Origin of the sequence: Ruegeria marisrubri (genome assembly GCF_001507595.1) — a bacterium.
Classification (GTDB): Bacteria; Pseudomonadota; Alphaproteobacteria; order Rhodobacterales; family Rhodobacteraceae; genus Ruegeria; species Ruegeria marisrubri.
In genome coordinates, this window is sequence record NZ_LQBQ01000023.1 from 99,994 (window position 1) to 125,782 (window position 25,789).

The window sequence follows — 25,789 nt, forward strand, 5'->3', positions numbered from 1 at the left end:
CCTCCCCCGAGTCGTCTGGCGTCTCGCCTTGTTGGATAGCACGTCTGGCCATTTAATTTAAGTATGAAATATTTAGGCCTGTAAGGACATGCGCCCGGAACAAGCCCTGCACCTAAGCCGTCTGAAACGTTCCGGCGTGCAGGATGATGTCGAAGTGATGCAGACCCTTTTGCAGATCGAAGCTGACCGAGTGCCCCGCCTTGCGCAGCAGTTCGGCGAAATCCCGACTCTGGCGGATGAACTCGGCCGTATCCCGCTCGCCGACGGTGACGCGGAAATGTGGGCCGGGCTCGGGCAGGTGGCGGATTGGCGAAAGCTCCTCGATTTCTTGTGGCGTCAGCTGCAGCGGGTCGTTCACCGGCACCAGCGCGATCGGCTCCAGATCGAAAATACCGCTTATTAGAGTCACATTTGCCACCGTCAGACCGGCATCGGCCAGCATGGGCGCGGCACTCGCCATCACCATCGCCGCAAGGTGACCGCCGGCGCTGTGCCCCGACAACGAAACCCGAGCGGGGTCAAAAGCAAGCTCGTCGGACTGCGCGGCCAGCCACAGCAGGGCGTCCCGGCATTCGTCGATCATGTCGCCCAGCCGGGCATCGGGCGCGATGGTGTAGTTCAAGGTGGCAAAGGCATGGCCGCTGTCGATCAGCCCCGGCGCCATCATTGCCGAGTCACGCTGGCTGAGCGCCTGCCAGTATCCGCCGTGGATGAACACATGCAGCGGCGCGCCGGGTTCACGCGCCGGAAAATAGTCCAGTACATGCGTCGGGCCTGGCCCATAGCGCAGGTTTTCGCGCACCCGCAGGTCCGCGCGCGCCTTGGCGCTCAGCGCCGCGTAGCTGGCCAGATAGGGGGTGATGTCACCCCCCACCATCGCACTTGGAGAATACTCCAGCGCCAGTTCGTCGGACGAAAACCCGCGATAGAGCATGTTTCACGCCCCCTGGTTGTACATGAGCTCGGACCGCATGTCGTAGAGGTCGTGAAAGAACTTCAGCTCCAGCGCCTTTCTGAGGAAGGCCACGCCGCTGGACCCGCCGGTTCCCGGCTGCATCCCGATCACCCTTTCGACGGCGGTCGCATGGTCGAAGCGCCAGCGCTGGAACAGCGATTCCACGTCCATCAGTTTCTCCGCCAGCGCGTAGAGGTCCCAGTACTTGTCGGTGTTGCGGTAGATCTCGGTCCAGATCTTCACCACGCGCGGGTCGCCCGTGTAGGGCTGCGAGAAGTCGCGCTCCAGCAACTCCTGCGGCACGTCGAATCCCTGCCGCGCCAGCATTTGCAGCACTTCGTCGTAGAGCGAGGGCTTAGTGAGGGCGGCGTTCAGCATCTCCATCACCTCGGGGTCGTGCTCATGCACCTTGAGGGTCGAGGTGTCCTTGTTGCCGAGGATGAATTCGATCTGCCGGTAGCCGTAGCTCTGGAACCCCGACGAATTCCCCAACGCGTGGCGGAAGGTCATGTAGTCGGCCGGAGTCATGGTCAGCAACGTGTCCCAGGCGGCGATCAACTGGCGCTGGATCGCCTTGATCCGGTCGAGATTCTTCATCGCGGGGCCGAAATCGTCCTGCCGCAGAAAGCGGCGCACCTCGACAAGCTGGTGATGCATCAGCTTGAGCCACAATTCGCTGACCTGGTGGATGATGATGAACAGCATCTCGTCCGGCTGGGCCGGATCCTGAAAGGTCTTTTGCAGGCTCAAGAGCGTCTTGAGCTGCAGGAAATCGCCATAGGTCTTGCGGTGCTTGTCGGCGAAATCGGTGACGAGAGTATCTTCGATGCCGCGTTGAGAAAGGCGATTTTTCTTGTTCTGGTCAGCCATGTGCGTTCTCCGGGATGCAGAGCCAAATCTGCGAAACCTTCTTTGTTAGAGCCTGTTTTTCAGTTTTGCGGTCGCTTCGATCTCGAGCAAGGCCCCGTCTTCCACCAATCCGGCAACCACGACCAGGGACATTGCCGGGAAGTGCCGCCCCATCACCTTGCGATAAGCTTCGCCCACCTCCTTTTGGCGCGCGAGATATTCCTCCTTGTCGACAACGAACCACGTCAACCGGGTAATGTCCTGGGCCGCTCCTCCGGCGGCTTGAACGATATCCAAGATGTTCCGCAACGCCTGCTCCATCTGGCCGATGAAGTCGTGCGCCTCGAACCTCTGCTCGGACGTCCAGCCGACCTGACCACCCACATAGAGCGTACCATCGTCGCTGAGAATCCCGTTGGCGTAGCCCTTGGCGGGCGCCCATCCTTCGGGATGTATCACCTGATTGCTCATTTCTCGTCTCCAATCATTTCGGAAATCTTGTCGCGCACGTCCTGCGGCCAGGGATCGGGCACGTAGTTCTTGATGTGCACCAGAGTCGCCTTCGCACTCAGACGGCGCTCGCTGTCCGAGGTTGCAACCAGCCCGTAATCCAGGCTGGTGCGTCCGATGCGCAGCGGCTGAAGAGCGAAGTCCAGCCAGTCGCCATGCCGGCTGGGGGCGTGAAAGGTCGTTTCCATCTGAGCCGTGGGCACGCCCGCCGCCTCTTTGTGGAATTCCTCGAAGGGGTAATGCAGAACGTCGAAAAAGAACGCCTCCACACAGTCGTTGATCATCATGTAGTAGCGCGGAAAGAACACGATCCCAGCCGGGTCGCAGTGTTTGAACAGCACCTTCTGCCGCCAGTGGTAAGCCATTGTCATACTCCAAGGTATCGGTCGGTAATCTCGGGGGGCAGCGTGCCCATCGTACCGTGCCAGACGGTCTCGCCCCGCTGCAGAATAACAGCCTCGTCCGCGATCTGCCTCAATTCGCGCAGAGACTTGTCCACCACCAGAAGGGCCAGCCCGGTTTCACGCTTCAGCGTGGCGATGGCGGCCCAGATCTCCTGCCGCACGATCGGGGCCAGCCCCTCGGTTGCTTCGTCGAGGATCAGCAGGCGCGGGTTGGTCATCAGGGCGCGCCCGATGGCCAGCATCTGCTGCTCGCCCCCCGACAACGAGGCAGCCGACTGGGCGCGTCTCTCCTCCAACCGGGGAAAGAGTTGCGCCACCCGCTTGAGGTCCCAGTGGCCGGGGCGGGCGGCCGCCGTCAGGTTCTCTTCGACGGTCAGGTTGGGAAAACAGCGCCGCCCCTCGGGCACCAGCCCCAGACCCAGCCGGGCCGCCTTGTGGCTGGGCAGGCGGCGCAGGTCGTGGCCGTCGAACAACAGCTCTCCCCCGGCGGCCGGCAGCATCCGCATGATCGTCTTGATCGTGGTCGATTTCCCCATGCCGTTGCGCCCCATCAGGGCAACGACCGCGCCCTCGTCCACCCGGAGGCTCACCTTGAACAGGGCCTGGGACGCGCCGTAGAAGGCCGAGACATTGGTGAGGCTGAGAAGGCTCATGCGTCTTCCCCCAGATAGGCGCGGCGCACCTCGGCGTGGTTGCGTATCTCGTCAACGGATCCAGTGGCGATGACCTTGCCATAGACCAGCACGCTGATCCGGTCGGCCAGTGCAAACACCGCGTCCATGTCATGCTCGACTAACAGGATCGGCGCCTCGTGCCGCAGCTCGTCCAGAAAGGCGGTGAGGCGTCTGGAACCGCTGGCGCCAAGACCCGCCATAGGCTCGTCCATGATGAAGGCACGGGGGCTGAGCGTCAGCGCAACGGCCACCTCCAACTGCCGACGCTGACCGTGGGACAGGTCCGACGTGCGGATGGCCGCGTGATCCAGCAGCCCGACCCGGTCCAGCGCGGTTTCCGCGACCTGCCGCAGGGCCTTTTCCTGCAGAACCGGCCGGAAGAAGCGGAAGGGGCGGCCGCTGGCCCCCAGGGCACCCAGCATCGCATTCTGCAGCACGGTGTCTTCCATCGCCAGGGCCGAGATCTGGAACGTCCGGCCCAGCCCCATGCGTGCCCTCTGCGCCGTGCCCAAGGCCGTGACGTCCTGTCCGAGGAAGTGAACCGTTCCGCTGTCGGGCTGCAAACCGCCCGAAATCTGCTGGATCAGGGTCGATTTTCCGGCGCCATTCGGCCCGATCAGGGCGTGGATTTCTCCGGGGCGGAGGTCGAGCGACACATCATCCGACGCCTTCAGTGCGCCAAAGCTCTTGGTGATGTTGCGGACGTACAGCACCGGATCAGTCATGCTTCACCTCCTGCCCGGCCAGCGTGCCGATGATTCCGCCACGGGCATACAGAACCACGACAAGCAGAAGCAGCCCCAGATAGATGTGCCAGAACTCGGACAGCCCGCCCAGAACATGCTCGAGCGTGATGAACAGCGCGGCCCCTGCCACAGGCCCGAACAGCCGGGCCGTGCCGCCGAGGATGATGAAGATCATGATCTCGCCCGAGGTCTGCCAGCTGAACATGGTCGGACTGACAAAGCGGTTGAGATCGGCGAACAGGGCACCGGCAAGCCCGGTGATCATCCCGGAAAGGACGAAGGCCGTCAGGCGCAGGCGATAGGGAACGATGCCCACGGTTTCGACCCGTTCCGCGGTCTGCCGCGCCGCGTTCAGGGCCAGCCCGAAGGGCGATCCGGCAAGCCGGGCAGAAAACCGCAGCGCCGCCATCAGCAGCACATATGCGATCAGGAAGAACTGGATCGGGTCCAGCGTGTTCAGGCCGGGAAAGCTGTTGCGGACATAGATCGACAGACCGTCCTCGCCACCATAGGCGGGCCAGCTGATCGCGAAATAGAACAGCATCTGGCCGAAGGCGAGCGTGATCATGATGAAATAGACGCCCGAGGTGCGCAGCGACAAGGCTCCGATGACCAGCGCCGCCAGCCCCGACGCGACGATCGCCGTCAGCCAGATCACCGGCATCGACTTGGTGCCCTCGATCAGGAAGGGCGTTTCCATCAGCGGGCTGTAGCTTTGCGCGTGGCTGGCGAGGATGCCCATTGCATAGCCGCCGATCCCGAAGAAGGCCGCGTGCCCAAGGCTGACCAGCCCGCCGAGCCCCAGGGCGATGTTCAGCCCGACGCCCGCCAGGGCAAGGATGGCCACGCGCGTTGCCAGCGTGATCATGAACGGCTCGTCGGCGAAATAGGCCCAGAGCGGAAACGCCAGAAGCCCAAGACCCAGAGCCGCGTTCAGGATGGTCTCGCGGGTCATGCGCGTGCTCCGTACAGGCCCATCGGCTTCACGACCAGGACGACGGCCATCAGGATGTAGATCAGCATCGAGGCCAGCGCCGAGCCGACCGCCGTGGCCGAAGCCGGGTCCATGAACAGCTTGAAGGTTTCGGGCAGCAGGACGCCGCCCAGCGTGTCGGTCAGCCCCACCAGGATCGAGCCGATCAGCGCCCCCTTGATCGAGCCGATTCCCCCGATCACGATGACCACGAAGGCCAGGATCAGAACCGGCTCACCCATCCCGACCTGAACCGACTGGATGGCCCCGACAAGGGCTCCGGCCAGTCCGGCCAGTGCCGCGCCAAGGGCAAAAACCACTGTATAGAGCCTGTTTATGTCGATCCCGAGCGCGGCAATCATCTCGCGATCACTTTCGCCCGCGCGGATCTGAACGCCCAGACGGGTGCGCGAGATCAACAGGAAAAGGCCCAGCGCGATCATCAGGCCCACGGCGATGATGGTCAGGCGATAGACCGGGTACTCGATGCCTCCGGGCAGGGTGACAGGACCCGACAGCGCCGGGGGAATGTTGAGATAGAGCGGGAACGAACCGAAAACCCAGCGGGTGCCTTCCGAGAAGACCAGGATCAGGGCGAAGGTCGCCAGCACCTGATCCAGATGGTCGCGACTGTAGAGCCGGCGGATCACCAGAACTTCGACCAGCGCGCCGGCGGCGGCTGCCGCGGCCAGGCTGGCGGCCAGCGCCAGCAGGAAACTGCCCGTGGCGGCGGCCGTCGCGGCGGCCGCAAATGCGCCGATCATGAACAGCGATCCGTGAGCAAGGTTGATCAGGCCCATGACGCCAAAGACCAGCGTCAGGCCCGCAGCCGTCAGAAACAGCATCACCCCGAATTGCAGACCATTCAGGATCTGTTCGATCAGTAGAAGGAGGGACATTTCGATACCCGCAGGGGCGGGCGCGGGGACCGGCCCCGCGCCTGCTGGTTCCTACATCTTGCACTCGCCGGCATAGGCGTCGGCATGATCCTCGAGCGCGACACCCAGGATCTTGTTGGTAAAGACGTCACCCTCCTGCAAGACCTCACGGACGTAGATGTCCTGGATCGGGTGATGGTTCGGGCCGAACTTGAAATCGCCGCGCACCGACTCGAACTCGGCCGCTTCCAGCGCGGCACGGAAGGCGTCCTGATCCTTGACGTCGGCCTTGGCCATCGCCGACAGGATCAGGTTCGCCGTGTCATAGCCCTGCGACGCATAGAGCGAGGGCAGGCGGCCATATTCGGCTTGGAATGCCTCGACAAAGGCCTTGTTCGCCGGATTGTCGATGTCCTTGTTCCACTGGCTGGTGTTCTTGACGCCCAGCGCAGCGGCGCCGACGGCCTGAAGGATGCCCTGATCGAAGGAAAAGGCCGGGCCCACCACCGGCAGGTCAACACCGCTGTCGGCATATTGCTTGAGGAAGGAAATCCCCATCCCTCCAGGCAGGAAGAAGAACACGCTGTCCGCGCCCGAGGCCCGGATCTGGGCGATTTCGCTGGCATAGTCCTTCTGCCCCAGCTTGGTATAGACCTCGCCGGCCAGATCACCCTCGTAGAACCGCTTGAAGCCAGCCAGCGCGTCCTGGCCCGCCGGATAGTTGGGCGCAAGGATGAAGGTGTTCTTGTATCCTGCGGTGTTGGCATAGGCGCCCGCCGCTTCGTGCAGGTTGTCGTTCTGCCACGCGACGTTGAAGTAGTTCGGATGGCAACCCTTGCCGGCCAGCGCCGACGGGCCCGCGTTCGGCGACAAGTAGAACTTGCCCTGCGCGGTCACCGACGGAACCACCGCCATGGCCAGGTTCGACCAGATGATGCCGGTCAGGATGTCCACCTTGTCCGACTGGATCATGCGGTCGGCCAGCTGCACCGCGATGTCGGGCTTGCGCTGGTCATCCTCGACCACGACTTCGATATCCGGGTTTCCGGATTGCTTCACCGCCAGCATGAAGCCGTCGCGCACGTCGATGCCAAGGCCCGCGCCGCCGCCCGACAGCGTGGTGATCATGCCGACCTTGACCGGCTCGGCCAATGCCATTCCGGCCGACAGCACCGCTGCCGTCGCCGCCAGAAAAAAGGATTTCTTGTTCATCTTCTTCTTCCCCTGTTGAAGGACAGTTATCGAAGGTTTTTCAAGGCGCTCCTGTTCCGGGTGCCGATTTTTTCCCGCAGGCCCCTTCGTAGCCGGGCGGGTTTGTCATGGTTTTTCCCCTGCGCCCATGCCGAGCAGGCTAACCGGTTTCGCCAAAGGTGCAACAGCGCGTGTCACCTTGCGACCTCGCGCAACTGGAAACGCTGGATCTTGCCGGTTGCAGTTTTTGGCAGGGCGTCGGTGAACACGATGCTGCGCGGATATTTGTAGGGCGCGATGGTCGCCTTGACGTGGTCCTGCAGCGCCTTTGCCATCGCGTCGTCGCCCACATGGCCCTCGTTCAGCACCACATGGGCCTGAACGATGTTGCCGCGTGCCTCGTCGGGTTTTGCGACGACAGCACATTCGGCGACGGCAGGATGCGACAGCAGGGCCGCTTCGACCTCGGGTCCGGCGATGTTGTAGCCCGAGCTTTGGATCATGTCGTCGTTGCGGGCGGCGAAATGCAGATAGCCGTCCTCGTCCATGACAAAGCTGTCGCCGGTGATGTTCCAGCCGTTCAGCACATAGTCCTTCTGGCGCTCGTCGTTCAGATAACGGCACCCGGTCGGCCCACGGACGGCGAGCCGGCCAGTCGTGCCACGAGGCACCTCATTGCCTTCGTCGTCGATCACCCTGGCCTCGTAGCCTGTCACGGGTCGGCCGGTGCAGGCCGGGCGATGATCCGAAAAGCGGTTGGTGACAAAGATATGCAGCAGTTCGGTGGCGCCGATCCCGTCGAGCATCGGCTTGCCGGTCTTGGCCATCCATTCCTCGTAGATCGGGGCAGGCAGGGTTTCCCCGGCCGACACCGCCGCCCGCAGGCTGGACAGGTCTGCACCCTCGTCCATCGCGGCCAGCATGGTGCGATAGGCGGTCGGCGCGGTGAAACAGACGGTGGCCTTGTAGGTCTGGATGATGTCGATCAGGTTGGGCGGCGAGGCATTTTCCAGCAGCGCCGCCGAAGCGCCGAAGCGCAGCGGAAAGATGGCCAGCCCTCCCAGCCCGAAGGTGAAGGCCAGCGGCGGCGACCCGACAAAGATGTCGTCCGGGGTGACCTTCAGCACCTCCTTGGCATACCCGTCCGCGATGATCAGCAGATCGCGGTGGAAATGCATCGTCGCCTTGGGCGAGCCGGTCGTGCCCGAGGTGAAGCCCAGCAGCGCCACGTCATCCTGGCTGGTTTCGACCGCATCGAAATGCACCGGTTTTTCCAGCGCCAGCCGGTCGAGTTCCGCGTCGTGGTTGGCAGTGCCGTCAAAACCCACCACCGCCTTGAGAAAGCGCGAGGTCTTGGCGCAGGCGGCCAGTTCATCCATCAACCGCGTGTCGCACAGCGCATGGGAGATCTCGGCCTTGTCCACGATTGCGGTCAGCTCGCCGGTGCGCAGCATGGGCATCGTGTTCACGACCACCGCGCCCGCCTTGGTCGCCGCCAGCCAGCAGGCGACCATCGCCGGGTTGTTCGCCGAGCGGATCAGGACGCGATTGCCGGGAACGACGCCCAGATCCTCGACCAGCACATGGGCGATGCGGTTGCTCCAGTCGGCCAGTTCCTTGTAGGTGCGCCGCCGACCGTTGCCGATCAGGGCAGTGTGGTCACCAAAGCCGCGCTCAACCATCCTGTCGGTCAGTTCCACCGCCGCGTTCAGGCGGTCAGGGTAGTCGAACCCATCCAGAAGCAGGTCGGGCCATTGCTCTCTCGGCGGCAGATTGTCCCGCGCGAAGGTGTCGATATGGGCCGATTCTCCGAGCATTTTCATCCTCCCTGATGAGCACCCAGGGTCTGCCGCGCAATCACCACGCGCTGCACGTCCGAGGCGCCTTCGTAAATGCGCAGCGCACGGATTTCGCGATAGAGCCGCTCGACCGTCTGGCCGGATTTCACCCCGTCGCCGCCGAACAGCTGAACCGCCCTGTCGATCACGTCCTGGGCGTGGTCGGTGGCGAACAGCTTGGCCATCGCGGCCTCGCGGGTGACACGCGGCGCGCCCGAATCCTTTGTCCATGCAGCGCGATAGACGAGCAGCGCCGCCGCATCCACATCCAGCGCCATGTCGGCGATATGGCCTTGAACCATTTGCAGGTCGGACAGGGGTGCGCCACCGATTTGGCGGGATTTTGCCCGTGTCAGAGCCTCATCCAGCGCACGCCGGGCAAAGCCCAGAGCCGCCGCCGCGACGGTCGAACGGAACACGTCGAGCACTGACATGGCGATCCGGAACCCCTCGCCGGGGGCGCCGATCATCGCGTGAACTGGAATGCGGCAATCGGTGAATCGCAACGTGGCCAGCGGGTGCGGCGCGATCGTCTCCAAACGTTCGACCACCTCGAATCCCGGCAGGCCAGCCGGCACGACAAAGGCGGACAGGCCTTTGGCTCCGGGCGCTTCTCCAGTCCGGGCAAACAGCGTGTAGACATCCGCGATACCGCCGTTCGAGATCCATGTCTTTTCGCCGTTCAGAACGAAATGCTCTCCGTCACGGGTCGCGGTCATGGTGGAGTTGGCGACATCCGAACCCGACTGCGGCTCGGTCAGGGCAAAGGCCGAGATCGCCTGCCCCGAGCGCGTGAGGGGCAGCCACTCGGCCTTCTGGGCGTCACTTCCGAACAGCGAGATCGCCCCCGTGCCCAGCCCCTGCATGGCAAAGGCAAAGTCGGCCAGACCATCATGGCGGGCCAGCGTCTCGCGGATCAGGCACAGGGTGCGCACGTCCAGCTCACCACCTTCGGGCGGAACCGCGGAATGCGTCAGCCACCCATCCCGGCCCAGCGCCGAGACCAGGTCCCAGCAGGCTTGATCGGTGTCGGAATGGTCGATCCGGCCCAGTTCCCGCGCGGCCCACTGCTCGAGCGCCGTTGCCAGTTCGCGGTGGCGATCCTCGAAGAAGGGCCAGTTCAGGAACGACCGGTCGGGCATCCGTCAATCCCCCTCGAAAACCGGCTTTTCACGCGCGACGAAAGCCTTGTAGGCGCGCTCGAAATCCCCGGTCTGCATGCAGATCGCCTGCGCCTGCGCCTCGGCCTCGATCGCCTGTTCGATCGACATGGACCATTCCTGCGCCAGCATGGTCTTGGTCATCATATGGCCGAAATTCGGCCCCTGGACCAAGCGGCGCGCCAGGTCGCGCGCGGCCGTTTCCAGGTCTTCCCCCGGCACGATCCGGTTGAAGAACCCCCAGCGTTCACCCTCTTCGGCGCTCATGGACCGCCCGGTATAGAGCAGTTCCGCCGCGCGACCCTGTCCGATGATCCGGGGCAGGATGGCGCAGGCGCCCATGTCGCAGCCCGCAAGGCCGACGCGGGTGAACAGGAACGCGGTCTTGGCCTCGGGCGTGGCGATCCGCAGATCGCTGGCCATGGCGATGATCGCGCCCGCGCCCACGCAGACACCGTCAACCGCTGCGATGATGGGCTTGCCGCAATTCACCATCGCCTTGACCAGATCCCCGGTCATGCGCGTGAAGGCCAGCAACTCTTTCATGTTCATGCGCGTCAGTGGCCCGATGATGTCGTGTACATCACCGCCCGAGCTGAAATTTCCGCCGTTCGAGGCAAAGATGACGGCCTTCACGTCATCCGAATAGACCAGATCGCGGAACCAGTCGCGCAGTTCGGCATAGCTGTCGAAGGTCAGGGGATTCTTGCGGTCGGGCCGGTCCAGCGCCACCCGGGCTATGCCATCCGAAATCTCGCACAGGAAGTGCCTGGTGTCGCTGCGCATGTCCATCATCTTCCTCCGTCCAGAGACGCCATCAGTTCCTCCAGCCGCGCGCCCATGGCCGCGGCTTCCTCGGCACTCAGCGCACCCAGTATCTCGTCGATCCAGCCCTCATGCGCGGCCGCCTGGGTCGCGAAATCGGCCTGCCCCTTGGGCGTCATGCGCACCAACGAGGCCCGCCGGTCACCTTCGACCGCCACGCGCACCACCAGCCCCTCGGCGACCAGCCGGTCGACGATGCCGGTCACGTTGCCATTCGACACCCGCAACACGCCCGAAAGCTCGCTCATCTTCAGACCGTCCCTGTGCCGCGACAGGGCGGCCATCACGTCAAAGCGGGGAAGGGTGGAGTCGAACTCCCGGCGCAGATTGGCGCGCAACCGGGCCTCGATCCCGCGCGACAGCTTGAGCAGCCGCAGCCAGAGGCGCAGGCGTTCCTTGCTGGGCGTTTCGCCGGGCGTGGGATTGGGTCGGGTCATATTTCCCCTCCGGATCGGGCAAGAGCGTGGCCATGAACGCTGGGCGCATCGGCGGCGAAGCCTCTCCCGGTCAACAAAACACGTGCATCGGAAATGATCATCGCGCACCTCTGTCGGGGAGAAGGTAGCAAATCCGATTTGCTTCAACAATATAAATTTTGAACCTAAAATATATAGCGGTCCGGGCATTTCCGCAGAAGGAGACGGAAACGACATGCTGTCTGCGGTTTCTTGTCATCGATCCCGCGCAGCTATACCGTTCGCCGACAATTCAGTCTGACAGGCGTTTTTTGTACCGGCAAATTTCGGCCTGCCGGAACCGGATGCCGAAGAAAACCCACGACCAAGGTTTCTCCGAGAGATGCTGCAAGTTCTGAAGAACCGGGTTTACCGTCATCTCTACGCCGCGCAGCTCGTTGCGCTGACCGGCACAGGCTTGGCGACCGTTGCGCTCAGCCTGCTGGCCTACGATCTGGCCGGTGATGCGGCCGGCATGGTGCTGGGGACGGCTTTGACCATCAAGATGACTGCCTATGTCGTGGTGGCGCCGATCGCAGCCGCCTTTGCCGAGCGGGTGAACCGTCGCCGGATGCTGGTGACGCTGGATCTGCTGCGCGCGGGCGTTGCCGTCTGCCTGCCCTTCGTGACCGAGATCTGGCAGGTCTATGTGCTGATCTTCGTTCTTCAATCCGCTTCCGCGGGCTTCACCCCCGCCTTCCAGGCGACCATCCCGGATGTACTGCCGGACGAGCAGGACTATACCAACGCCCTGTCCCTGTCCCGTCTGGCGATGGACCTCGAAAGCCTGCTGAGCCCGGCTCTGGCCGCGGCCCTTCTGCTGCTCGTGAGCTATGACAGCCTGTTCTGGGGCACCGGGCTGGGCTTTGTCGCTTCGGCGTTGCTGGTCGTGTCGGTGGCGTTGCCATCGCCGAAACCGGCCAAGCGACATGGGATCTATGACCGGACGACGCGTGGCATTCGGATCTATCTGAACACGCCCAGACTGCGCGGATTGCTGGCCTTGAACTGGGTATCGGCCGCCTTGGGGTCGATGGTATTCGTCAACACCGTCGTTCTCGTGCGCTCGGATCTTGGGTTGGCGGAAAGCGCCGTGGCGCTGGCGCTGGCGGGGTTCGGCCTGGGCTCGATGCTGGCTGCGCTGATCCTGCCGCGCGTGCTGCATCAGGTCGAAGACCGCAGCGTCATGCTGGCAGGCGCCGTGCTGGGCATGGGCGCGATGGGGGCGGCGGCCCTCATGAGCCAGCTTGTGCCGATGACCCTGGCCCTGCTGTCGCTGTTCTGGGCCATGATCGGCTTTGGCTATTCGACGATCCTGACGCCGTCTGGCCGTCTGCTGGCCCGTTCGGCCCATGCGGCCGATCGTCCTGCCGTCTATGCCGCCCAGTTCACGCTGTCTCATGCCTGCTGGCTGATCTTCTACCCGCTTGCGGGCTGGCTGATGACAGTCGGGGGCGCGACATTCGCGATGGGTGTTCTCGCGATCGCCTCGTTGGCCGGTGCAACTGCCGCATGGGCGCTTTGGCCGCGGCACAGCGGGCAGCCGGTGGCGCACAGCCATCCCGATCTGCCCCCCGATCACCCGCATCTGGCAGGGGCCGGGCCGCACAGCCACGCCATCATCATCGACGAGTTGCATCCGCGCTATCCGCAGGAGCCTTGAGCCACGGGCCGGATCTGCTCTACACCCGATAGGGACACGACCCGCACCGGAGCCTCCATGGACCAGCTCGACCGCCGCATCATCGCCGCGCTGCAACACAATGCGCGGGAGTCGACGACAAAGATCGCGGCCAAACTAGGCGTCGCGCGCACGACCGTGCACGAGCGGATCGCGCGCATGGAGGAAAGCGGCGTGATCGCCGGCTATACCGTTGTGCTGCGTGAACCTCAGGATGAAAGTCGGGTGCAGGTCTGCGTGATGCTGGAAGTTCAGCAGAAAGAGACCAACCGCATCATCAAGCGGCTTGAAGCCTACCCGGAGGTCAAGCTTTGCCTGTCGATCAACGGCGAATACGACCTGCTGCTGTCGGCCGAGGCGCCGCGGATCGAGGATCTGGACGTGCTGGTGGACGAACTGGCCGAGATTCCCGGCGTTATCCGCACCAATACCAGTGTCGTGTTCGGCCGCCGCATCGATCGGAAGTGACGCTTTGACAGATTTTCCGTCACTATGACGGCCTAGTCGGTCATTCCGTCACTCTGATCCCTACAGATCGGACAGTGGATACGTCAGACTCTCTGCCAGAGAAGGAGACGTGCCATGCAATGGAATATCTGCATCGTCGGAGCCGGCAAAATCGGCCAGATGATCGCCACTTTGCTCAAGACCTCGCCCAACTATGCCGTCACCGTCGCGGATCATGACCTGTCCGCGCTGTCGGTTCTGAACAGGATGGGCGTTGCCACCAAGCAGATCGACGCCAGGGACGAGGCCGGGCTGGCCGAGGGCCTCAAGGGTTTCAACGCCGTGATCTCGGCGGCCCCGTTCTTTCTGACACCGGCCATCGCCAAGGCCGCCAAGGCGGCAGGCGCGCACTACTTCGACCTGACCGAGGACGTGGCGGCCACCAACGCCGTGCGCGAACTGGCCAAGGAAAGCGAGACCGCCTTCATGCCGCAATGCGGTCTGGCGCCGGGTTTCGTCGGCATCGCGGGCGCCGCGCTGGCCTCCGAGTTCGACGAGATCGACAGCCTGCACATGCGGGTGGGTGCGCTGCCGCTCTATCCGACCAACGCGCTGAAATACAATCTGACCTGGTCCACCGACGGGCTGATCAACGAATACTGCAACCCCTGCGACGCCATCGTGAACGGCCAGCGGGTCAAGACCCAGCCGCTGGAGGATTACGAGATCCTCGGCCATGACGGGGTCGAGTATGAGTGCTTCAACACTTCTGGAGGCCTGGGCACCCTGCCGGAAACGCTGGAAGGCAAGGCGCGGGCCGTCTCCTACCGCTCGATCCGGTACCCGGGTCACCGAGACCTGCTGAAGCTGTTGCTGAACGATCTGGGGCTGGAACGCCGCCGCGACCTGTTGAAAGAGATCTTCGAGACCGCCCTGCCCCGCACCGATCAGGACGTGGTGCTGGTCTATTGCACCGCCAAGGGCCTGATCGACGGGCAACTGCGCGAGAAATCCCTGATCAACAAGTCCTTCGCCCGCACCATCGACGGGCAGGTCTGGAGCGCGATCCAGGTCACGACCGCCGCCGGTGTTCTTGGCGTGGTCGACCTGATGCGCACCGGAGTTCTGCCGCAGACGGGGTTTGTCCGGCAGGAGCAGGTGAAGCTCACAGATTTCCTCGAAACCGAATTTGGCCGCCTCTACCGGGCGGGGGACGCAACCGCACAGAACAAGGCAGCCTGAGACATGAAAGACGTAGTCATGACTTTTGAAACCACCCTCTCGAAACTGGGCCTGACCGCCGCCGACCTGTCCGGCGGCTCGCTCAAGGTGACCTCTCCAATCGACGGCAGCCTGCTGGGCGAAGTGCGCGAAACGCCCGTTTCCGAAATGGATGCGGTCTTTGCCCGCGCCAAGGCCGCGTTCAAGGCATGGCGGACCGTGCCCGCGCCTCGTCGCGGCGAGTTGATCCGCCTGCTGGGTGAGGAGCTGCGCGCCGCCAAGGAAGACCTCGGCGCGCTGGTCAGCTGGGAGGCCGGCAAGATCACCTCGGAAGGTCTGGGCGAAGTGCAGGAGATGATCGACATCTGCGATTTCGCCGTCGGCCTATCGCGGCAACTGTATGGCCTGACAATCGCATCCGAACGCCCCGGCCACCGGATGATGGAGACCTGGCACCCGGCCGGTCCGGTCGGCGTGATCTCGGCCTTCAACTTCCCCGTCGCCGTCTGGTCGTGGAATGCGGCGCTGGCGCTGGTCTGCGGCGATCCGGTGATCTGGAAGCCGTCGGAAAAGACCCCGCTGACCGCCATGGCCTGTCAGAAGATCTTTGAAAAGGCCGTGGCCCGGTTCGGCGACGCGCCCGAGGGGCTGCTGCAACTGTTGATCGGCGGCGCCGATCTGGGCAAGGCGCTGGTCGAAAGCCCCGAGGTGCCGATCATCTCGGCCACCGGCTCGACCCGCATGGGCCGTGCCGTCGCCCCGATCGTGGCCGAGCGCTTCGGCAAGTGTATCCTTGAGCTGGGCGGCAACAATGCCATGATCGTCGGTCCCTCGGCGGATCTGGAAATGGCCGTGCGGGCCATCGTCTTCTCGGCCGTCGGCACCGCCGGCCAGCGTTGCACCACGCTGCGCCGGCTGATCGTGCACAACTCGATCAAGGACGATCTGGTCTCCCGCCTCAAGAAAGCCTATGCCGGCCTGCCCATCGGCGACCCGCTGGCCGAAGGCACCCTGGTCGGGCCGCTGGTGGACGAGGCGTCGGGCAGGGCGATGGCAGCAGCACTCGAATCGGCCAAGGCCGAGGGCGGTGTCGTGTTCGGCGGCAACCGCGTGACCGAAGGCGTGCCTGCCGGCGGCGTCTATGTGGAGCCTGCCATCGTCGAGATGCCGGGCCAGACCGAGACCATGAAGACCGAAACCTTCGCCCCGATCCTCTATGTCGTGGGCTATGACGATTTCGAAGAGGCCATCGAGATCCAGAACGACGTGCCGCAGGGCCTGTCGTCCTGTGTCTTCACGCTCAACATGCGCGAGGCCGAACAGTTCCTGTCGCCTGCGGGGTCGGACTGCGGCATCGCCAACGTCAACATCGGCCCCTCGGGCGCCGAGATCGGTGGCGCCTTCGGCGGCGAGAAGGAAACCGGCGGCGGGCGCGAAAGCGGCTCGGACGCGTGGAAGGGCTACATGCGCCGCCAGACCAATACCGTGAACTATTCGGCAGAGCTGCCGCTGGCACAGGGCGTCAAGTTCGATATCTGATCCAGGCGCCGACCCAGACCGAACCGCCCCGGCTTGGACACCGGGGCGGTTTTTCGTGACTTCGGCAGGTCGCCAATAACGCTCTGTAAACGGGTCGCGGCCTAGCGTGGCCGGGAGACGCAGAATCCCGGACCGGCAGAATGCCCAGCGACATTTTTAGACAACTCCGCTTATTGCCGTTCGTCCTGGCGGCTTTCCTGGCCTCGGCACCCGCTGTTTCAGCTTCGGGCCATGGCCGAACCGCCGCGCTCTGCGACGCCGCCGCACAGCGGGCCGCGCAGGCAGAAGGGGTGCCCCTTGACGTTCTGCGCGCGATCACGCGGGTGGAAACCGGGCGGATGCGTGAGGGACGGCGAATGCCCTGGCCCTGGGCCGTCAATCTCGAGGGCAAGGGGTTCTGGTTCGACAATGAGGCGCAGGCCAGGGCCTATGTCGCCCGGGTGTTCGAGGCTGGTGCACGCAGCTTCGACATCGGCTGCTTCCAGATCAACTATCGCTGGCACGGCCACAGGTTCGCCTCGCTCGAGGCCATGTTCGACCCCGATCAGAACGCGGCCTACGCAGCCCGGTTCCTGCGGGAACTGCATGCCGAATACGGATCGTGGACGGCTGCAGCCGGCGCATATCACTCGCGCACTGCAACGCTGGCCACGGCCTATGCCAGACGTTTTGAAACCGTTCTCGCCGCTTTGAAGGATCAGCCTTCGGTTCGGCTTGCCGATGCCCAGCCCGATACGGTTCCTAACCAAAGGCAAGCGCTTTTCTCGATCGCAACCGCCAGGACAACGGCGGCCGGGCAGGGCAAGCTCGGCTCTCTGGTGCCGGTATCCGGAGCGCGCCCAGCCTTCATCACGTTCAACTAGGAGGATCGCGTGCCAAGGATCGATACCCGCGCCCTGTTCTCTCCGACGGTGCTGCTGGCGCTGGCGCTCATGGCGATCATCGTCATGATGATTCTGCCGATGCCGGCCTGGGTCCTGGACGTGGGGCTGGCGGCCTCGTTCGCGCTGGCCATCCTGATCTTCACGGTGACCCTGTTCATCGAAAGGCCGCTGGATTTCTCGTCATTCCCGACGATCCTTCTGGCGTCTCTGATGCTGCGCCTGTCGCTCAATGTCTCTTCGACCAAGCTGATCATTGGTCAGGGGCACTCGGGAACAAATGCGGCCGGTGACGTGATCGAAGGCTTTGCCCAGTTCATCATGGGCGGCAGCGTCTTTCTGGGGCTGGTGGTCTTTGGCGTCCTGCTGATCGTCAACTTCATGGTGATCACCAAGGGCGCGGCCCGCATGGCCGAGGTCGGAGCGCGTTTCGCTCTGGATGGGATGCCGGGCAAACAGCTTGCCATCGACAGCGACATGTCGGCCGGAGCCATCGACCACCAGCAGGCAAAAGAACGCCGGGAACTGGAACAGCAGGAGACGACCTTTTTCGGATCGCTGGACGGCGCGTCGAAATTCGTCAAGGGCGACGCGGTCGCGGGTCTTCTGATTACCCTGCTCAATCTGGTCATGGGCCTCATCATGGGCACATTGGTGCACGGGATGCCCCTCGGCTCGGCCTTTGAAACCTACGCAATCCTCACGGTTGGCGACGGTCTGGTCACGCAGATCCCGGCCGTGATCATTTCGATCGCCTCGGCCCTGCTGCTGGCGCGCGGCGGCACCCAGGGGGCAACCGACACCGCGATCTTCTCGCAGCTCGGCCGCCACCCTGCCGCGCTGGCCACGGTTGGTCTTCTGATGGCGCTGTTCGCACTGGTTCCTGGCCTGCCGTTTCTGCCATTCTTGGCCGGAGCGATGGTGCTCGGCTTCGCGGCCCATTGGGTGCAGAAGCAGGGCAAGGCTGCAGCCAGGGACTCAGAGGCCGCCGCCGAAGAGGCGCAGGCTCCGGCTTCGCAGGCGATCGGCGACATTCTGGATCTCGACGACATTCACATCGAGTTTGCGCCCGATCTTGTCAGCATGGTTCTGAACCCCGGGACAGGGCTGGATGCGCGGATCGCCAACATGCGCACGCATATCGCCTCGGTCTTCGGCCTGATCCTTCCTGATATCCGCCTGACTGACCGCAGCGACCTTCCGACAGGTACCTATGTCATCCGAATTCACGGCGTCGAACAGGCGCGGGGCGTCCTGAACCCCGACCTGGTGCTCGCCCTGGGACACGACGGGCCGGATCCGCTCCCGGACGGAGCCGACGTGGCTGAACCGGTCTATGGCGCCCCGGCGCGCTGGATCGCCCCGCACGATCAGGAGAGCGCAGCACTGTCCGGCGCCACGATCGTGTCTCCGCCCGAAATCCTGGCCACGCATCTGCTGGAAATCATCAAACAGAACTTTGCCCGCCTTCTGACACTCAAATCCCTGCGCCGCCTGCTTTCCGAGATGACCCGTCTCAGCGATCCCGTCCGCGCCGAGGCGAACCGCAAGCTGCTGGACGCGCTCATCCCCGACAAGGTGCCGATCGACACGCTGCATGCGGTCCTGCGCCTGCTGCTCGACGAACGCGTGTCGATCCGGAACATGCCGCTGATCCTCGAAACGGTCGCCGAGGCGCGTCTGATCAGCACCCAGCCCGAGGCGATCTGCGAAATCGTCCGGCAACGCCTGGGCTTTCAACTTGTCGCGGACATGAAACGCGAAGACGGATCGATCCCCCTGATCCAACTGGCTCCAGAATGGGAGGACATCTTTGCCATGCACCAGATTGACGCGGATCCGACCCGGCTGGACGTGGCCCTGCCGCCGGACCAGTTCAACAAGCTGGCGAATGGCGTAGCCGACCAGATGGCACAATCGGCGGATCGCGGCCTTTATCCAGCTCTGGTCACCTCGACCCGTCGCCGGCGATTTCTCCGAACGATCCTACGCGCTCGCGGGATTTCGAACCCGGTCCTTTCCTTCGAGGAAATCGGGCTGGAGGCGCACCCGGCTCTGATCGGAACAGTTGCAGCATGATCGCTCTGCAAACGGAACTTTTCCCAACGTTAGGGTCTGAGTTGCAGCACCTCTTCGTCGTTTTCTTGCGCGTCTCCGCACTCGTTTCTGTAATGCCTGTCATGGGCGAGCGATGGGTTCCCTTGCGCGTGAAATTCGGTGCGGCCCTAGCCTTTGCGCTGGTCATTGCTCCGGCACTCGAGCAAAAAGGAGCATTTTCAACCCTCCAGCAGTTCATCGCGTTGACCGGAACCGAAATCCTGATCGGATTGATTCTGGGGCTCGGGCTGCGCTTCTTCGTCCTGGCACTGCAGACAGCTGGCGCCATTGCGGCACAGGTGACTTCGCTCTCGCAGATTCTCGGTGGCGCGGCAGCGGAACCGGCCCCCGCAATCAGCCACCTGCTGGTGCTGGCGGGCCTCGCCCTGGCCACGCTGCTGGGACTGCATGTCCAAGCCGCGCAGTTCCTGGTCCACAGCTACATCCTGTTTCCCACCGGGGCACTGCCCGCCGCCTCCGAGTTGGCCGAGTGGGGCGTTGCCCAGGTCTTGCGCTGCTTCTCGCTCGCTTTCGCGCTGGCGGCACCCTTCGTCATTGCCTCGTTGCTATACAACCTGGCACTGGGGGTCATCAATCGGGCGATGCCGCAACTCATGGTGGCCTTTGTCGGCGCGCCGGCCATTACATTTGGCGGCCTGTTCCTGCTGTTTGCCGCCACCCCGTTGATTCTGGCGGTCTGGCACGGCGCGCTCGTCGATTTTTTTCTCAACCCGGTCGCCACCTCCCCATGAGCACGCAGGACGAAGACGAGAAGGCCTTTGAGCCGACGCCGCAGAAGCTTCTCAAGGCAAGGGAAAAGGGTGAGGTGGCCCGATCCACCGACCTTTTCGTCGTCGCCGCGTATGCCGGACTGCTGGTTGCGCTGCTCACAACCGGCAAATCGGCGCTGACGCAGCTCGGCACGCTTCTGTCCGTGTTGACGGACCAGTCTGATACGCTGCCCAGCCTTTTCCTCGATGGATCCGGCCGCGCCGTGGTGGCCGCAATCTTCGAGAGCACGGGCCGGTCGTTGTTGCCCCTGTTCACGATACCGGCCACGGCCGTGGTGCTGTGCATCGTGGCGCAACGCGCGTTCGTCGTCACGCCCGGCAAGCTGAAGCCCAAGATTTCGCGGGTTTCGGTCCTGTCAAATTTCAGAAACAAATTTGGGCGGAGCGGGCTGTTTGAATTTGCCAAGAGCTTCGCCAAACTCTTGATCTACTCAACCTGCCTGGCTCTTTTCCTGCGCGCCAGGCTTCCAGAGATCGTGACCGTCTCCGCCGCGGGAGCCCAGGCTTCGATCGCCGCGATGCTAAGCCTGCTTCTACGATTCATGGCCATCGTGGTTGTCGTGGCCGCTGCGATCGGGGCGGTCGACTATCTCTGGCAGCGTTCAGAACACATCCGCAAGAACCGCATGTCACGAAAAGAGATCCAGGACGAGGTGAAGGAATCCGAAGGCGACCCACACATGAAGCAGCAACGGCGTCAGCGTGGGCAGGAAGTTGCGATGAACCGGATGATGGCGGATGTCCCGGCTGCGGATGTCGTCATCGTGAACCCAACCCATTACGCGGTGGCACTGAAATGGTCGCGGGCGCCGGGTGCGGCACCGGTCTGCGTGGCCAAGGGCGTCGATGAAATCGCCGCCCGAATCCGCGAAACCGCAAGCAGCGCCGGTGTGCCGATCCGATCCGATCCGCCCACCGCCCGCGCCTTGCATGCCACCGTGGAGATCGGTCGGGAAATTTCCGAAGAACACTATCGTCCGGTCGCCGCCGCCATTCGTTTTGCAGAGGCCATGCGCAAACGTGCGAAGGAGCGCATTTGATGAAACCCGCGAACCTGACTGAGATGGAAAGACTGGCCGAAGCCAGATTTCTCAATGAATTCGAAAAGCTCCGGCCGATTATCGAGGCCGAGGCCAGAATTCGCCGCCAGATGGTTCAACTCGACGAACAGACAGCGGAAATCCGAACCTCGTCCCCGCATATGTTCGACTACCGGGCATTTGGCGCGGACGTGGCGTGGCATGCTTGGGAATCCCGTACCCGTCGAGTTTTGAATTTGGAACTGGCGCGGCTGCGGGCTCAAAAACTCGTGGCAATGGAAAATTTGCGTCTGGCGCACGGTCGACGGCAGGCAGCCGCGAAGCTGTTGTCCCAGTTCCGGAATCAGTCCGCGCGCCAGCGCGAGCGAGTGCAGCTCGAGCAACTGTGCCTTTCAGAGTGCCTCGGCCCGGCACGATAGGCCGGAACCTCACGGCGTCGCATTTCGCGTCGATACCACACCACTCGCGGCGTCATGAATCCTGGCGCGCTATGCTAAGAATCAGAACGCGAGAAATGTCGTCTCCCAAGACCTGCCGCGCGACATCCAGCAGGGCCTGGCGCAGGGTGTCCAGCCTGTCGGACTGCGTGAAAGCCCCGTCGAACCCGCCCATGTTGGCATGATCGAACAGAACCTGCAGGAACTCGTCCCGCAGCTTCGGCTCGGCAGAGTACAGCGCCTCTCCCATGCCGGCAGGCGTTTCGAGCCCGAGGGACAGAGTCACAAGAGCTGAAATCCGGTCCCGTTTCACCACCGGGATCACAAACTGTTTCGTCAGGTTGTGATACTCAAGCTCAGGGTTGCCACCATGTTTGGTGTCCGTTTCAGACGGCATTTCATTTTGATCGGGCTCCTGCGCGTGATCTTTCTGCGCGACTGCGCCTCTCGAGCCGTCCGGCAATCCCAGGAACAGGCCGGCACCAGAGCCGGCTGCCAATCCACCGATCAAGAACAGAACTGGAAGAACCTTACCGATCATGAACGCACCTCAAAACGGAAGAACCGCGTCGAGAATCTGCTGCCCGTAGCGGGGCTGCTGAACGTCGGTGATCTGGCCCCGGCCACCATAAGAGACCCGTGCAGAGGCGATCTTGTCATAGGTGACCTCATTCTGACGGGAAATATCCTGGGGCCGAACGAACCCGGACACCAGGAGTTCTCGCATTTCGAAATTGACCCGCAGCTCCTGCGACCCGGCGATCGAAAGGACGCCGTTCGGCAGAACATCCACCACCGTGGCCGCCACCCGAAGCGTCAACTTCTCCTTGCGCTTTACAGATCCCTTGCCCTTGGTCGAACTGGCGGAATCGACCGACACCGCATTGCCCAAAGAGGCGCCATCAGGAAGTCTTTCATCGGCGCGCTGGGGCAATCCGAACAGTTGCGGCACCTCCAGGCTTTCCGACCCCGTCCGAGACCGGTTCGTATCGTTGGAGATCTCCGCCTTTTCATCGAGTTCGATCACAACTGTCAGGATGTCTCCCTTTTTCATGGCGCGCTGATCCCCCAACAGCGATGTCTGGCCGCCACTCCACAGCGATGACCGATCGACCTGACGCTGGGGCTGGCTGTACAGCGGCAAGCCGGGCCAGAGCATGGCCACATGTTCGGGTGTCTCGGTGATTTCGGTGAAGCTGGGTGGCTTGCCGAGGTGATCAAGACGCCCGCAGGCCGAGACTGCGAACACAAGCGCCAGCAGCAATCCGAAAATCCGCAAGATCTGCATCATCTGACCTCTATTTTTCCGTCCGGCCGGATCCGGCCACTGACAGTGTTTCGGGACGATAGGTTCATGGCGCGGACGGTCTCGCCGGCAGAGCCACGGCCAAGCGCCCGCCCCTCGACCGCGATCGACAGCTGGCCTCTGGCAAACACGAGAGTAACCAGATCATTTCTCTCCACGATCGCGGGAGGGCCGACATCTGCGGCACGGATTGGGCGGCCGGGATACAGGGCGACCCGCGCTTCCTTGCCCAGCAGATCTCCCAGATGCGAAACCGCACCGTCCACTTCGCCCGGTTCGACGGCGAGGGAGTCGACGGTGATGATTTCCTTGGCTCGGATCGTCCGGACCGGCACAACATGATCTGCCCAGGCGGGCAATGCGACGATCAGCAAGGGCATGATCAACAACAGCCGCATCACCGCACCTGCGTCATCGCGCCCATCATCTGATCGACTGCGGAAATCACTTTGGCATTCATTTCATAGCCTCGCTGCGCTTCGATCAACTCGGTGACCTCGCGCACCGCATCGACTGAACTGTCCTCCAGATAGCCCTGCCGCAGCGTTCCCAATCCGTCCTCTCCGGGGGTGCCGACCACCGGCCCACCCGAGGCCTCGGTTTCCTTGAACAGATTGCCACCGATCGCCTCCAGCCCCTTTGCGTTCGCAAAGCTGGCAAGCGTGAACTCGCCCAGCAACTGCGCTTCGGCGGCATCGTCGAAATAGGCATAGACCTGTCCCGCGGCATTGATCGAGATCGAGCGCGCATCGTTGGGAATGGTGATTTCCGGCGCGACCGCATACCCGTCCGACGTCACGATCAGACCTTCGGCCGAGCGTTTCAGGCTGCCGTCTCGGGTGTATGCGGACTGTCCGTTGGGCAGCGTCACCTCAAGGTAACCGCGGCCTTCGATGGCCAGGTCGAGATCGCTGTCGGTCTGGGACAATGTCCCCTGCGCCAAATGAACGGTGACGGCAGCCGGACGAACGCCGAGTCCAAGTTGAATTCCCGTCGGCAAGGTCGTGCCGTCCGCCGCATTCACCGTGCCCGGGCGCGCCATCTGCTGATAGTGCAGATCGGCGAACTCCGCCCGTCGGGCGTTGTAGCCGGTCGTGTTCATGTTCGCGAGGTTGTTCGAGATCGTTTCGACCCGCATCTGCTGCGCGGTCATTCCGGTGGCGGCGATTTGCAGGGCACGCATGTTGGACACTCCTTCGGTTGCGGATCAGCGCATCAAGGCCTTGAGCGCGCCGCGGACACGTTCGTCTTCGTTTTTGAGAAAGCTCTGCCCCAGTTCGTAGGCGCGCTGGATTTCGACGAGCCGGGTGGTCTGTTCGAGGGCGTTGACATTGGAGCCTTCGAGGAACCCTTGCAGGACTTTCGGACTCTCGACCGGCTCGACCTCGCCGTCGGCGCGGAACATCGCGCCGCCTTCCCGGACCAGGTCCCCGGGATCGGCCGGGCGATAGACACCGATCTGCCCCAGAGGCTGCCCACCCGCGCTGATCGTCCCATCATTCCCGAGATGGACCGACACGGCATCGGGCGGAATGAAAATTGGAGCACCATTCGCGTCCAGAACACGATGGCCGTCCGGCGACGTCAATTCCCCTTGGGCGTTGGGAGTGAAGCTGCCCGCACGGGTCAGCCGGTTGCCAGCCGGCGTTTCCAGCACGAAAAACCCGTCACCCTCGATGGCAAGATCGAAGGTCCCGTTGGTTTGCGTCATTCCTCCCTGCTGCAGCGACGTGTTGCGGGCCTGGGCGCGCGCCATCGACAGAGACGGCCCTTGGCGTGAGCCCTGGATGAATTCCGAAAACACAAGACCCTGCTGCCGGTACCCGGTGGTATTGGCGTTTGCGATGTTGTTGGCAACAAGGCGTATCTCGTTCAACAGGCCCGACTGGCGGGACAGGGTGACATAGGCGGTTTCCATCAGCGGCCTCCTGCGATCAGGGGAACGATCGTCGTAGTGAAGAATGTCGCCAGCGTCTGCGTCATGAATCCCATCGAGATCCAGAAAACCACGACGATGGCGACAAGTTTGGGGACGAAGGTCAGGGTCATCTCCTGAATCGAGGTCAACGCCTGCAACAGCCCAACGGCGAGCCCCATGATCAGCGCCGACGCCAGGATCGGGACCGAGACAATGACCGCGATCCACAGCGCCTGGCGCAGGACATCATGGAAGAGACCTTCACCCAGCATGGTTCAGACCGGCATCCGCAGAACTTCCTGATAGGCTTCGACCACCTTGTTTCGAACGACCACGGCGGTCTCCACGGCCAGTTCGGTTTGCGCCAAGGCTTGCACCAGCGCATGCGGATCTGCTTGGCCGACCATGGCAGATTGCGCCATCTGTTCACTGTGCCGCAGGGTGTCGGCGAAATCGGTGAAGGGCGCGCGCAGCCCTTTGGCGGAACCGGCGTGATCGGGGTTGGCCAGCGTGGCAGGCCGGGCCGATGTGTAGTTCTGCGCGGCACTGAGCGATCGGATATCCATTCTGGTCGTCCTTTACTTGCGGAGGAGATTCATGAGGTTCGCCGACATCTGGCGTGTCTGGTCGAACATCTTCAGGTTCGCTTCATAGCTGCGCTGCGCTTCGCGCGCGTCGGCGATTTCGATCATCAGATCAACGTTCGAGCCCCGGTAGTGGCCGGTTTCATCGGCCAGCGGATGCCCCGGGTCGTAGATTCTTTCCAGCGCGCGCCGGTCCAGCCTTACGCGCCCCACCGCAACCCGCTCGCCACCTGCTTCTTCAACGGCTTCAAATGACACCATCTTGCGGCGATAACCCGGCGTATCGGCGTTTGCGATGTTCTCCGACACATGCCGCAGGCGTGCCGCCTGAGCACGCAGGGCGCTTGCGAAAGCAGCTAGGGAATTCGAGAAATCACTCATCGCACCGC

Annotated in this window: 30 protein-coding genes; 9 read left to right on the plus strand and 21 right to left on the minus strand. The window is 63.3% G+C overall.

Going from position 1 to position 25,789, the window contains the following annotated elements; translation table 11 throughout:
• Positions 1-112: 112 nt before the first annotated feature.
• The 13 genes from AVO45_RS11180 to AVO45_RS11240 form a co-directional block, all read right to left on the minus strand.
• Complete coding sequence (locus tag AVO45_RS11180; RefSeq protein ID WP_068346970.1) at positions 113-934, minus strand: alpha/beta hydrolase; 822 nt, start codon at positions 932-934, stop codon at positions 113-115.
• 3 nt (positions 935-937) lie between these two features.
• Positions 938-1,825 (minus strand): tryptophan 2,3-dioxygenase, encoded by an 888-nt coding sequence (locus tag AVO45_RS11185; protein ID WP_068346972.1) that lies wholly within the window; start codon positions 1,823-1,825, stop codon positions 938-940.
• A gap of 45 nt (positions 1,826-1,870) precedes the next feature.
• Positions 1,871-2,275 (minus strand): RidA family protein, encoded by a 405-nt coding sequence (locus tag AVO45_RS11190; RefSeq protein ID WP_068346974.1) that lies wholly within the window; start codon positions 2,273-2,275, stop codon positions 1,871-1,873.
• Complete coding sequence (locus tag AVO45_RS11195; protein WP_068346976.1) at positions 2,272-2,679, minus strand: acyl-CoA thioesterase; 408 nt, start codon at positions 2,677-2,679, stop codon at positions 2,272-2,274. Before AVO45_RS11195 ends, AVO45_RS11190 begins: the two co-directional genes overlap by 4 nt.
• 2 nt (positions 2,680-2,681) lie before the next feature.
• Positions 2,682-3,371 carry an ABC transporter ATP-binding protein gene (locus AVO45_RS11200; protein WP_068346978.1) on the minus strand — a complete coding sequence of 230 codons (690 nt, stop codon included), beginning with the start codon at positions 3,369-3,371 and terminating at the stop codon, positions 2,682-2,684.
• Positions 3,368-4,117: an ABC transporter ATP-binding protein gene (locus AVO45_RS11205; protein ID WP_068346980.1), complete on the minus strand. Its 750-nt coding sequence runs from the start codon at positions 4,115-4,117 to the stop codon at positions 3,368-3,370. The genes AVO45_RS11200 and AVO45_RS11205 overlap by 4 nt, the downstream gene beginning before the upstream one ends.
• Positions 4,110-5,093 (minus strand): branched-chain amino acid ABC transporter permease, encoded by a 984-nt coding sequence (locus AVO45_RS11210; protein WP_068346982.1) that lies wholly within the window; start codon positions 5,091-5,093, stop codon positions 4,110-4,112. The genes AVO45_RS11205 and AVO45_RS11210 overlap by 8 nt, the downstream gene beginning before the upstream one ends.
• Complete coding sequence (locus AVO45_RS11215) at positions 5,090-6,010, minus strand: branched-chain amino acid ABC transporter permease (protein WP_068346984.1); 921 nt, start codon at positions 6,008-6,010, stop codon at positions 5,090-5,092. Before AVO45_RS11215 ends, AVO45_RS11210 begins: the two co-directional genes overlap by 4 nt.
• A 51-nt stretch (positions 6,011-6,061) precedes the next feature.
• Positions 6,062-7,147, minus strand: a complete 1,086-nt coding sequence (locus AVO45_RS11220; protein ID WP_240482130.1) for an ABC transporter substrate-binding protein — start codon at positions 7,145-7,147, stop codon at positions 6,062-6,064.
• 227 nt (positions 7,148-7,374) lie between these two features.
• A complete protein-coding gene (locus AVO45_RS11225) occupies positions 7,375-8,997 on the minus strand; it encodes an AMP-binding protein (RefSeq protein ID WP_068346988.1) in 1,623 nt (540 codons plus the stop codon).
• Positions 8,998-8,999: 2 nt separating this feature from the next.
• Positions 9,000-10,160 (minus strand): acyl-CoA dehydrogenase family protein, encoded by a 1,161-nt coding sequence (locus AVO45_RS11230; RefSeq protein WP_068346990.1) that lies wholly within the window; start codon positions 10,158-10,160, stop codon positions 9,000-9,002.
• A 3-nt stretch (positions 10,161-10,163) separates the two neighbouring features.
• The gene (locus AVO45_RS11235) at positions 10,164-10,964 is read right to left on the minus strand and encodes an enoyl-CoA hydratase family protein (RefSeq protein WP_068347394.1); all 801 of its coding nucleotides are present in this window, start codon (positions 10,962-10,964) and stop codon (positions 10,164-10,166) included.
• A 5-nt stretch (positions 10,965-10,969) separates the two neighbouring features.
• Complete coding sequence (locus tag AVO45_RS11240) at positions 10,970-11,440, minus strand: MarR family winged helix-turn-helix transcriptional regulator (protein WP_068346992.1); 471 nt, start codon at positions 11,438-11,440, stop codon at positions 10,970-10,972.
• Positions 11,441-11,801: 361 nt separating this feature from the next.
• Here AVO45_RS11240 and AVO45_RS11245 point away from each other — a divergent pair, with 361 nt between their 5' ends.
• From AVO45_RS11245 to AVO45_RS11285, 9 genes are all read left to right on the plus strand, one after another.
• Positions 11,802-13,121, plus strand: coding sequence for an MFS transporter (locus tag AVO45_RS11245; protein WP_068346993.1), 1,320 nt, complete (start codon positions 11,802-11,804; stop codon positions 13,119-13,121).
• 57 nt (positions 13,122-13,178) lie between these two features.
• Positions 13,179-13,607: an Lrp/AsnC family transcriptional regulator gene (locus AVO45_RS11250; protein WP_068346996.1), complete on the plus strand. Its 429-nt coding sequence runs from the start codon at positions 13,179-13,181 to the stop codon at positions 13,605-13,607.
• Positions 13,608-13,721: 114 nt separating this feature from the next.
• The gene (locus AVO45_RS11255) at positions 13,722-14,828 is read left to right on the plus strand and encodes a saccharopine dehydrogenase family protein (RefSeq protein WP_068346998.1); all 1,107 of its coding nucleotides are present in this window, start codon (positions 13,722-13,724) and stop codon (positions 14,826-14,828) included.
• An 18-nt stretch (positions 14,829-14,846) separates the two neighbouring features.
• Positions 14,847-16,346 (plus strand): L-piperidine-6-carboxylate dehydrogenase, encoded by a 1,500-nt coding sequence (gene amaB, locus AVO45_RS11260; RefSeq protein ID WP_068347000.1) that lies wholly within the window; start codon positions 14,847-14,849, stop codon positions 16,344-16,346.
• Between the two features lie 173 nt (positions 16,347-16,519).
• The gene (locus AVO45_RS11265) at positions 16,520-17,209 is read left to right on the plus strand and encodes a lytic transglycosylase domain-containing protein (RefSeq protein WP_068347002.1); all 690 of its coding nucleotides are present in this window, start codon (positions 16,520-16,522) and stop codon (positions 17,207-17,209) included.
• A 69-nt stretch (positions 17,210-17,278) separates the two neighbouring features.
• The gene (gene flhA, locus AVO45_RS11270; protein WP_420819934.1) at positions 17,279-19,306 is read left to right on the plus strand and encodes a flagellar biosynthesis protein FlhA; all 2,028 of its coding nucleotides are present in this window, start codon (positions 17,279-17,281) and stop codon (positions 19,304-19,306) included.
• Positions 19,303-20,076 carry a flagellar biosynthetic protein FliR gene (locus tag AVO45_RS11275; protein ID WP_068347005.1) on the plus strand — a complete coding sequence of 258 codons (774 nt, stop codon included), beginning with the start codon at positions 19,303-19,305 and terminating at the stop codon, positions 20,074-20,076. Before flhA ends, AVO45_RS11275 begins: the two co-directional genes overlap by 4 nt.
• Positions 20,073-21,155, plus strand: coding sequence for a flagellar type III secretion system protein FlhB (gene flhB / locus AVO45_RS11280; RefSeq protein ID WP_068347007.1), 1,083 nt, complete (start codon positions 20,073-20,075; stop codon positions 21,153-21,155). The genes AVO45_RS11275 and flhB overlap by 4 nt, the downstream gene beginning before the upstream one ends.
• Positions 21,155-21,574, plus strand: coding sequence for a hypothetical protein (locus AVO45_RS11285; protein WP_068347009.1), 420 nt, complete (start codon positions 21,155-21,157; stop codon positions 21,572-21,574). The genes flhB and AVO45_RS11285 overlap by 1 nt, the downstream gene beginning before the upstream one ends.
• Positions 21,575-21,626: 52 nt before the next feature.
• Here AVO45_RS11285 and AVO45_RS11290 read toward each other — a convergent pair whose 3' ends face one another.
• From AVO45_RS11290 to flgC, 8 genes are read right to left on the minus strand one after another with little or no spacing between them, the layout of a single operon-like run.
• On the minus strand, positions 21,627-22,133 hold the full coding sequence (locus AVO45_RS11290; protein WP_068347011.1) for a flagellar basal body-associated protein FliL: 507 nt from the start codon (positions 22,131-22,133) through the stop codon (positions 21,627-21,629).
• A 9-nt stretch (positions 22,134-22,142) separates the two neighbouring features.
• The gene (gene flgH, locus AVO45_RS11295; RefSeq protein ID WP_205627880.1) at positions 22,143-22,880 is read right to left on the minus strand and encodes a flagellar basal body L-ring protein FlgH; all 738 of its coding nucleotides are present in this window, start codon (positions 22,878-22,880) and stop codon (positions 22,143-22,145) included.
• Entirely contained in the window at positions 22,880-23,296 is a 417-nt protein-coding gene (gene flgA / locus AVO45_RS11300; RefSeq protein WP_068347015.1) for a flagellar basal body P-ring formation chaperone FlgA, read from the minus strand. The genes flgH and flgA overlap by 1 nt, the downstream gene beginning before the upstream one ends.
• Entirely contained in the window at positions 23,296-24,081 is a 786-nt protein-coding gene (flgG, locus tag AVO45_RS11305; protein WP_068347018.1) for a flagellar basal-body rod protein FlgG, read from the minus strand. The genes flgA and flgG overlap by 1 nt, the downstream gene beginning before the upstream one ends.
• 24 nt (positions 24,082-24,105) lie before the next feature.
• The gene (locus AVO45_RS11310; RefSeq protein ID WP_068347021.1) at positions 24,106-24,816 is read right to left on the minus strand and encodes a flagellar hook-basal body complex protein; all 711 of its coding nucleotides are present in this window, start codon (positions 24,814-24,816) and stop codon (positions 24,106-24,108) included.
• On the minus strand, positions 24,816-25,088 hold the full coding sequence (locus AVO45_RS11315) for a flagellar biosynthetic protein FliQ (RefSeq protein ID WP_068347024.1): 273 nt from the start codon (positions 25,086-25,088) through the stop codon (positions 24,816-24,818). The genes AVO45_RS11310 and AVO45_RS11315 overlap by 1 nt, the downstream gene beginning before the upstream one ends.
• Before the next feature lie 3 nt (positions 25,089-25,091).
• The gene (fliE, locus tag AVO45_RS11320; protein WP_068347027.1) at positions 25,092-25,382 is read right to left on the minus strand and encodes a flagellar hook-basal body complex protein FliE; all 291 of its coding nucleotides are present in this window, start codon (positions 25,380-25,382) and stop codon (positions 25,092-25,094) included.
• A 12-nt stretch (positions 25,383-25,394) separates the two neighbouring features.
• Positions 25,395-25,781 carry a flagellar basal body rod protein FlgC gene (gene flgC / locus AVO45_RS11325; RefSeq protein ID WP_068347030.1) on the minus strand — a complete coding sequence of 129 codons (387 nt, stop codon included), beginning with the start codon at positions 25,779-25,781 and terminating at the stop codon, positions 25,395-25,397.
• Positions 25,782-25,789: the final 8 nt, after the last annotated feature.

Bases quoted from the DNA above. Each gene is read 5' to 3' on its own strand.
- AVO45_RS11180 (WP_068346970.1), bottom strand. From the start codon at position 934: ATGCTCTATCGCGGGTTTTCGTCCGACGAACTGGCGCTGGAGTATTCT.
- AVO45_RS11185 (WP_068346972.1), bottom strand. From the start codon at position 1,825: ATGGCTGACCAGAACAAGAAAAATCGCCTTTCTCAACGCGGCATCGAA.
- AVO45_RS11190 (WP_068346974.1), bottom strand. From the start codon at position 2,275: ATGAGCAATCAGGTGATACATCCCGAAGGATGGGCGCCCGCCAAGGGC.
- AVO45_RS11195 (WP_068346976.1), bottom strand. From the start codon at position 2,679: ATGGCTTACCACTGGCGGCAGAAGGTGCTGTTCAAACACTGCGACCCG.
- AVO45_RS11200 (WP_068346978.1), bottom strand. From the start codon at position 3,371: ATGAGCCTTCTCAGCCTCACCAATGTCTCGGCCTTCTACGGCGCGTCC.
- AVO45_RS11205 (WP_068346980.1), bottom strand. From the start codon at position 4,117: ATGACTGATCCGGTGCTGTACGTCCGCAACATCACCAAGAGCTTTGGC.
- AVO45_RS11210 (WP_068346982.1), bottom strand. From the start codon at position 5,093: ATGACCCGCGAGACCATCCTGAACGCGGCTCTGGGTCTTGGGCTTCTG.
- AVO45_RS11215 (WP_068346984.1), bottom strand. From the start codon at position 6,010: ATGTCCCTCCTTCTACTGATCGAACAGATCCTGAATGGTCTGCAATTC.
- AVO45_RS11220 (WP_240482130.1), bottom strand. From the start codon at position 7,147: ATGGCATTGGCCGAGCCGGTCAAGGTCGGCATGATCACCACGCTGTCG.
- AVO45_RS11225 (WP_068346988.1), bottom strand. From the start codon at position 8,997: ATGCTCGGAGAATCGGCCCATATCGACACCTTCGCGCGGGACAATCTG.
- AVO45_RS11230 (WP_068346990.1), bottom strand. From the start codon at position 10,160: ATGCCCGACCGGTCGTTCCTGAACTGGCCCTTCTTCGAGGATCGCCAC.
- AVO45_RS11235 (WP_068347394.1), bottom strand. From the start codon at position 10,964: ATGCGCAGCGACACCAGGCACTTCCTGTGCGAGATTTCGGATGGCATA.
- AVO45_RS11240 (WP_068346992.1), bottom strand. From the start codon at position 11,440: ATGACCCGACCCAATCCCACGCCCGGCGAAACGCCCAGCAAGGAACGC.
- AVO45_RS11245 (WP_068346993.1), top strand. From the start codon at position 11,802: ATGCTGCAAGTTCTGAAGAACCGGGTTTACCGTCATCTCTACGCCGCG.
- AVO45_RS11250 (WP_068346996.1), top strand. From the start codon at position 13,179: ATGGACCAGCTCGACCGCCGCATCATCGCCGCGCTGCAACACAATGCG.
- AVO45_RS11255 (WP_068346998.1), top strand. From the start codon at position 13,722: ATGCAATGGAATATCTGCATCGTCGGAGCCGGCAAAATCGGCCAGATG.
- amaB (WP_068347000.1), top strand. From the start codon at position 14,847: ATGACTTTTGAAACCACCCTCTCGAAACTGGGCCTGACCGCCGCCGAC.
- flhA (WP_420819934.1), top strand. From the start codon at position 17,279: ATGGCGATCATCGTCATGATGATTCTGCCGATGCCGGCCTGGGTCCTG.
- AVO45_RS11275 (WP_068347005.1), top strand. From the start codon at position 19,303: ATGATCGCTCTGCAAACGGAACTTTTCCCAACGTTAGGGTCTGAGTTG.
- flhB (WP_068347007.1), top strand. From the start codon at position 20,073: ATGAGCACGCAGGACGAAGACGAGAAGGCCTTTGAGCCGACGCCGCAG.
- AVO45_RS11285 (WP_068347009.1), top strand. From the start codon at position 21,155: ATGAAACCCGCGAACCTGACTGAGATGGAAAGACTGGCCGAAGCCAGA.
- AVO45_RS11290 (WP_068347011.1), bottom strand. From the start codon at position 22,133: ATGATCGGTAAGGTTCTTCCAGTTCTGTTCTTGATCGGTGGATTGGCA.
- flgH (WP_205627880.1), bottom strand. From the start codon at position 22,880: ATGCAGATCTTGCGGATTTTCGGATTGCTGCTGGCGCTTGTGTTCGCA.
- flgA (WP_068347015.1), bottom strand. From the start codon at position 23,296: ATGCGGCTGTTGTTGATCATGCCCTTGCTGATCGTCGCATTGCCCGCC.
- flgG (WP_068347018.1), bottom strand. From the start codon at position 24,081: ATGCGTGCCCTGCAAATCGCCGCCACCGGAATGACCGCGCAGCAGATG.
- AVO45_RS11310 (WP_068347021.1), bottom strand. From the start codon at position 24,816: ATGGAAACCGCCTATGTCACCCTGTCCCGCCAGTCGGGCCTGTTGAAC.
- AVO45_RS11315 (WP_068347024.1), bottom strand. From the start codon at position 25,088: ATGCTGGGTGAAGGTCTCTTCCATGATGTCCTGCGCCAGGCGCTGTGG.
- fliE (WP_068347027.1), bottom strand. From the start codon at position 25,382: ATGGATATCCGATCGCTCAGTGCCGCGCAGAACTACACATCGGCCCGG.
- flgC (WP_068347030.1), bottom strand. From the start codon at position 25,781: ATGAGTGATTTCTCGAATTCCCTAGCTGCTTTCGCAAGCGCCCTGCGT.